Raw genomic sequence first — 6,786 nt, forward strand, 5'->3', positions numbered from 1 at the left:
CGTTTCATCGCCAACCCGTTTACCCCCGGCCAGCGCATGTACCGCACCGGCGACCTGGCGCGCTGGCGCGCCGACGGTCAGCTCGAGTACCTCGGCCGTACCGACCATCAGGTCAAGATCCGCGGCCTGCGCATCGAGCTGGGCGAGATCGAGGCCGCGCTCGCGCTGGCCGGGTTCGCCCAGAACGTGGTGGTCGCGCGCGAGGACGGCAACGGTCTGGCGCAGTTGGTGGCCTATGTGGTCGCGCCCGAGCTGGACGTCGCCCAACTGCGCGCGCAGCTCGGCCAGCGCCTGCCCGACTACATGCTGCCGGCCGCGTTCGTCGCCCTCGACGCGCTGCCGCTCAACGCCAACGGCAAGCTCGACCGCAAGGCGCTGCCCGCGCCGACCTTCGTCTCGGCCGCGCGACGCGCGCCGGCCACGCCGGAAGAAACCGCGCTGACGGCCTTGTTCGCCGAGGCGCTGGGGCTGGAGGAAACCGGCGCGGACGACAATTTCTTCGAACTCGGCGGCCATTCGCTGCTGGCGCTGCGCCTGATCGCCTCGATCCGCGCGCGGCTGCAGGCCGAAGTCTCGATTCGCGATGTGTTCGAAGCGCGCACGCCGGCTGCATTGGCCCGGCGGCTGCGCGCGGCCCGCAGCGAACGTCCGCCGCTGCGACCGCTGCCGCGGCCGCAGCGGCTGGAGCTGTCGCACGCGCAGCGCACGTTGTGGTTCATGCACCAGCTGCAGGGGCCGAGCGCGACCTACCATATCCCGCTGACCGCGCGCCTGGACGGCCCGTTGCAGGTTCCGGCCCTGCACGCAGCGCTGAACGACCTGGTCCAGCGCCACGAAAGCCTGCGCACCATTTTCCCCGCGTCCGACCGCGCCAGCCAGCAGGTGCTGGCGCAGGCCGAAGTCGAACTGGAAAGGGTGGATCTCGCCGAAGCGGACCTGCAAGCCGCGCTCGACGCCGCGGTGATGCGTCCCTTCGACTTGAGCCGCGAACTGCCGCTGCGCGCCAGCGTGTTCCGGATCGGCGCCGACCGCCACGTGTTGCTGTTGCTGCTGCACCACATCGCCGGCGACGGCGCCTCGCTGTCGCCGCTGACCGGCGATCTGTCCAGCGCCTACGCCGCGCGGCTGCAGCAGCGCGCGCCGGACTGGCAGCCGCTGCCGGTGCAGTACGCGGACTACAGCCAGTGGCAACGCGCCGCGCTCGGCGACCCGCGCGATCCGGACAGCACCCACGCGCGCGAGATGGCGTACTGGCGGCAAGCCCTGGCCGATCTGCCCGAACAGCTGAGCCTGCCCACCGACCGTCCGCGCCCTGCCGAGATCAGCTATCGCGGCCAACACCTGCTGTGGAACCTCGACGGCGAACTGCACGCCCGCCTGCGGGCGCTGGCGCAGCGGCACGACTGCACCTTGTTCATGGTGCTGCACGCCGCGCTGGCGGCCTTGCTGACCCGCCTCGGCGCGGGCACCGATATTCCGATCGGCAGCTCGGTCGCAGGCCGCGCCGACCCGGCCTTGGACGGGCTGGTCGGGCTGTTCCTCAATTCGCTGGTGCTGCGTGCGGACACCTCGGGCAATCCGCGTTTCGACGAATTGCTCGCGCGCGTGCGCACGACCGACCTGGCCGCGTACGAACACCAGGAGCTGCCGTTCGAGCACGTGGTCGACGCGCTGAGCCCGCAGCGCTCGCTGTCGCACCACCCGCTGTACCAGGTGATGCTGGTCTTGCAGAAAGCCCAGGGCCATCGCCTGCAGTTGCCGGGGCTGCAAAGCCGCGAGCAGCTGTTCGACATGCCGACCGCGAAGTTCGACCTCAGCTTCGAACTGGCCGAACACGAGCACGCCGACGGCCGCCCGGCCGGCCTGCGCGGCTTCGTCGAATACGCTACCGACCTGTTCGACGAGGCCACCGCGCAGTCGTTCGCCCATCGCTTCGAGCGGCTGCTGCGCGCGGTCGTCGCCGATGCCGGCCAGCCGATCGAGGCCATCGAACTGATGGACGCCGGCGAACGCCGGCGCCTGTTGCAGGAGTGGAACGCGACCGCGCAGCCGTTCGACGCGGCGACCCTGCCGGCGCTGTTCGAGGCCCAGGTCGCGCGCACGCCGACAGCGGTGGCGGCGATCTTCGGCCCGCACCGGCTCGACTTCGCCGAACTCAACCAGCGCGCCAACCGCCTGGCGCACCTGCTGATCGCCGACGGCGCGGGCCCGGAGTCGGTGGTCGCGGTCGCGCTGCCGCCGTCGCTGGACCTGATCGTGGCCCTGCTGGCCGTGGTCAAGGCCGGCGCCGCCTATCTGCCGCTCGACCTCGGCAATCCGCCCGAGCGCCTGGCGGTGGTGATCGAGGACGCGCGCCCGGTGCGGGTGATCACCCGCGATGAATTCGCCGGCCTGTTCGCCGCGACCGCGCCGCTGTGCGCGCTCGATGCGGCCGAGCTTCAGCGACGCCTGGCCGACAGCCGCAGCGACGACCCCGGCGACGCCGACCGCACGCGCCCGCTGCAGCTGCTGCATCCGGCCTATGTGATCTACACCTCCGGCTCGACCGGCAAGCCCAAGGGCGTGATGGTCTCGCACCGCTCCGCCGCGCACTACTTCGCCTGGAGCGGTCACGCCTATTTCAACGGCGAAGGCAACGGCTCGGCGACCACGCTGTCGGCCGCGTTCGACGGCAGCGTCACCGTGTTGTTCGGCCCGTTGCTGGCGGGCCAGCCGCTGACCCTGGCCGCGCTCGACGGCGATTTTTCCCGGCTCATCGCCGAATTGCCCGCGGGCGGCTACGAGTTGCTCAAACTCACCCCCGCGCACCTCAAATTGCTCAACGCCCAGCTCGAAGCGGGCGCGCCGGCGCCGGCGCGGGCGCTGTTGCTCGGCGGCGAGGCCTTGATGCAGGCCGATCTGGCCTACTGGCAGCAGCACCATCCGCAGGTCCGCCTGCTCAACGAATACGGGCCGACCGAGGCCACCGTCGGCTGCTGCGTCTACCAGGCGCGCGCGGACGAAGATGCGGCCGGCGGCGTCGCCATCGGCCGTCCGATCTGGAACACCCAGCTGTACGTACTCGATGCGAACCTGCGACCGCAAGTCGTCGGCGCCGCCGGCGAGCTGTACATCGCCGGCGACGGCCTGGCGCGCGGTTACCTGCACCGCCCCGGCCTGACCGCCGAGCGCTTCGTCGCCAATCCGTTCGCGCCCGGCCAGCGCATGTACCGCTCCGGCGACCTGGCGCGCTGGCGCGCCGACGGCGAACTCGAATACCTCGGCCGCATCGACCAACAGGTCAAGATCCGCGGCTACCGCATCGAACTGGGCGAGATCGAAGCGGCGCTGGCCGAACTCGGCTTCGCCGACGCCGCGGTCGTCGTGCGCGAAGACCACGCCGGGCAGAAGCAACTGGTGGCGTACCTGGCGACCGATGCGCTCGACAGCGCGGACGTGCAGCAGCGACTGGCCCAACGCCTGCCCTCCTACATGCTGCCGGCCGCGCTGGTGGCGTTGCCGGCGCTGCCGTTGACCGGCAACGGCAAGATCGACCGCAAGGCGCTGCCGGCGCCGGACTTCCAGGGCGGCAGCGCGCGCGCGCCGCGCGATGCGCGCGAAACGCTCCTGTGCGAGCTGTTCGCGCAGGTCCTGGGGCTGGCCGACGTCGGCATCGACGACAGTTTCTTCGAGCGCGGCGGCGACAGCATCAGCGCGATCCGCCTGGTAAGCAGCGCGCGCAAGCGCGGCCTGCCGCTGGCGCCGCGCGACATTTTCAAGCATCCGAAGATCGAAGCGCTGGCGGCGGAACTGGGCGCGCGCGAGGCGGCGACGCCGGCATCGGCCGGTCCGGACCGGGCCGCCGCCCAAGCCGCCGATCGGGCGATCGGCGAGCTGCCGTTGCTGCCGATCATGCGCGCATTCGTCGAACACGGCGGGCCGCTCGCGCGGCTGCACCAGTCGCAGCGGATCGACGTGCCCGCGGGCATCGGCGAAGCGGCGATGGTCGCCGCCCTGCAGGCCCTGCTCGACCGCCACGACGCGCTGCGCCTGCGCCTGGTCTCGCGCGACGGCCGCCATCAGGCGTCGATCGCGCCCGTCGGCGCGGTGGACGCCGCGTCCTGCCTGACCCGGATCGAGCAAACCGACAGCGATACCGACGCCGACGCGCGCCGCTTCGATCACGCCGCGGCCGACGCGCTGGCGCGGCTCGATCCCGACCAAGGCCGGCTGCTGCAGGCGGTGTGGAGCGACCGCGGCACCGAGCGGCCCGGCCGCCTGTGCCTGATCGTCCATCACCTCGCCATCGACGGCGTGTCGTGGCGCATCCTGCTGCCCGATCTGGAGCAGGCCTGGCAGGCCGCGCGCGCCGGCCGGCCGCCGGCGCTGGACCCGGTCGGAACGTCGCTGCGGCGCTGGGCCGAGCTGTTGACCCAGGACGCCGGCGCGCCGCGCCGGTCCGAGGAACGGGCGCTGTGGCGCGGCATCGCGGCCACGCCCGATCCGCTGCTCGGCGCACGCCCGCTCGATCCGGCCCGCGACACCGTGGCGACGCGGCGCGAACTGCGCCTGCGGCTCGGCGGCGACGTCGTCGCGCGCCTGCTCGGCGAAGTCCCAGCCGCGTTGCGCGCCAGCACCAACGAAGTGCTGCTGACCGCGTTCGCGCTCGCAGTGGCAGGGTGGCGGCATCGGCGCGACGCGCAGGCCGGATCGGCGGTGCGCTTCGAAGTCGAAGGCCACGGCCGCGAGGACGTGTTCGACGACGTCGATCTCTCGCGCACGGTCGGCTGGTTCACCAGCTTGTATCCGGTCGCGCTCGATCCGGGCACGCTCGAACCCGACCGCGCCGTCGCCGGCGGCGCCGACCTCGGCCGCGCGCTACAGCGGGTCAAGGAGCAATTGCGCGCGATTCCGGACCACGGCCTGGGCTACGGCCTGCTGCGCCATCTGGCTGGCGACGCCGAATTGCGCGCCGCACCGGCCGCGCAACTGGCGTTCAACTACCTGGGCCGCTTCGCCGGCGCCGCGCACGGCGAACAGGACCGCTTCGGCGGCGGCGACGATGCGGACCGTCCGCTGAGCCACGCGCTCACCCTCGACAGCATCGTGTTCGACCGCGCCGACGGCACCGAGCTGGTCGCGGCCTGGTCGTATGCCGGCGAACTGTTCGACGCCGGCGACATCCAGGCGCTGGCGCAAGAATGGTTCGATTGCCTGCAGGCGCTGGCCGCGTACGCGGCGCGCGGCGAGGCGGTCGGCCTCGCCCCGTCGGACCTGTCGCTGCTGCGGCTCGACCCGGACACCATCGCGCGCCTGGAAGCGGCGCGGCCGCTGGCCGACATCCTGCCGCTGGCGCCGCTGCAACAGGGCATGCTGTTCCACGCGCTGTACGACCACGACGCGGCCGACGCCTATCTGGTGCAGATGGTGTTCGCGCTGGACGGCCCGCTGGACGCCGCCGCGCTGGAGCGCGCCGCGGGCGAGGTGTTGTCGCGTTATCCGCACCTGGACGCGGCCTTCGTCCAGCTCGACGCGCAGCCGCCGGTGCAGTTGCTGCCGCGCACGCCGTCGCTGTGCTGGCAGCGCCGCGATCTGGGCGCGGTGCCCGCGGATCGGCGCGAGCAGGCGTTGCACGACGTCCTGCGCGAAGACCTGGAGCGGCCGGTCGACCCGGCGCAGGCGCAACTGCTGCGCTTCAGCCTGGTGCGCCTGGACGAACACGACCACCGGCTCGTCTTCACCCACCACCACATCCTGCTCGACGGCTGGTCGGTGCCGGTGTTGCTGCAGGAGTTGTTCAACCTGTACCACGCACGCGCCGGGGCCGCGTCCCTGCCCGCGGTCGCGCCGTATGCCGACTATCTGCGCTGGATCGCCGCGCAGGATCGGCCGGCCGCGCTCGCCGCGTGGCGCGAGGCCTTGCAAGGCTTCGGCCAGCCCTGCCTTGTGGCGCCGCAGGCCGGCGCGCAGCCGGTGGTGCCGCGCACGCGCCGCCGCGATTTCTCGCCCGAACTCACCGCCCGGCTGGAGGCGCAGGCGCGCCGCCGCGGCCTGACCATCAACACCCTGCTGCAAGGCGCCTGGGCCTTGTTGCTGGCGCAGGCCACCGGCCAACAGGATGTGTGCTTCGGCATCACCGTGTCCGGCCGCCCGCCCGAACTGGCCGGCATGGAGCGCATGGTCGGCCTGTTCGTCAACACCCTGCCGCTGCGCCTGCGCATCGACAACGCGCGCAGCCTGGGCGAACTGCTCGACGGGCTGCAGGACGGCCAGTCGCGCCTGCTCGGCGCGCATCACCTGGGCCTGACCGAACTGCTGGCCGAGTTGGGCCACCCGCCCTTGTTCGATACCTTGCTGGTGTTCGAGAACTACCAGTTCGACGCCGAGGACCGGCGCTTCCTCGACAACGACGAACCCGGCTCGCTGCGCGTGCGCCTGGCCGAAGGCGGCCGCGGCGGCGACATGTCGCATTATCCGCTCGGCCTGCTGCTGGCGCCGGGCGAACGCCTGCACCTGCGCATCAGCTATCGCCCCGACCTGTTCGACGAAGCGCAGATCGAGCGCATCGAGCAGTGCTACGAGCGCATCCTGGAAGCCTTCGCCGGCGATCTGCAGCAGCGCGTGGGCCGGCTGGAACTGCTCGATGCCCCGGCGCGCCGGCAACTGCTCGGCGAGTGGAACGACACCGCGCAACCGCTTGCGGCCGCGACCGTTCCCGAACTGTTCGAGCAACAGGCCGCGCGTACGCCGCAGGCGCTCGCCGTCGTCGGCGAAGACGCCCAGCTGAGCTACGCCGAACTCAACGCC

General features: G+C 72.3%; 1 protein-coding gene. It reads left to right on the forward strand.

Annotated elements, in window-relative coordinates; all coding sequences use genetic code 11:
* The coding region (locus tag BLV01_RS25030; protein ID WP_139179216.1) for a non-ribosomal peptide synthetase at nucleotides 1-6,786 on the forward strand (6,786 nt) is incomplete at both ends.

Source organism: Lysobacter sp. yr284, assembly GCF_900107375.1.
In the GTDB taxonomy this organism is placed as follows: Bacteria; Pseudomonadota; Gammaproteobacteria; order Xanthomonadales; family Xanthomonadaceae; genus Lysobacter.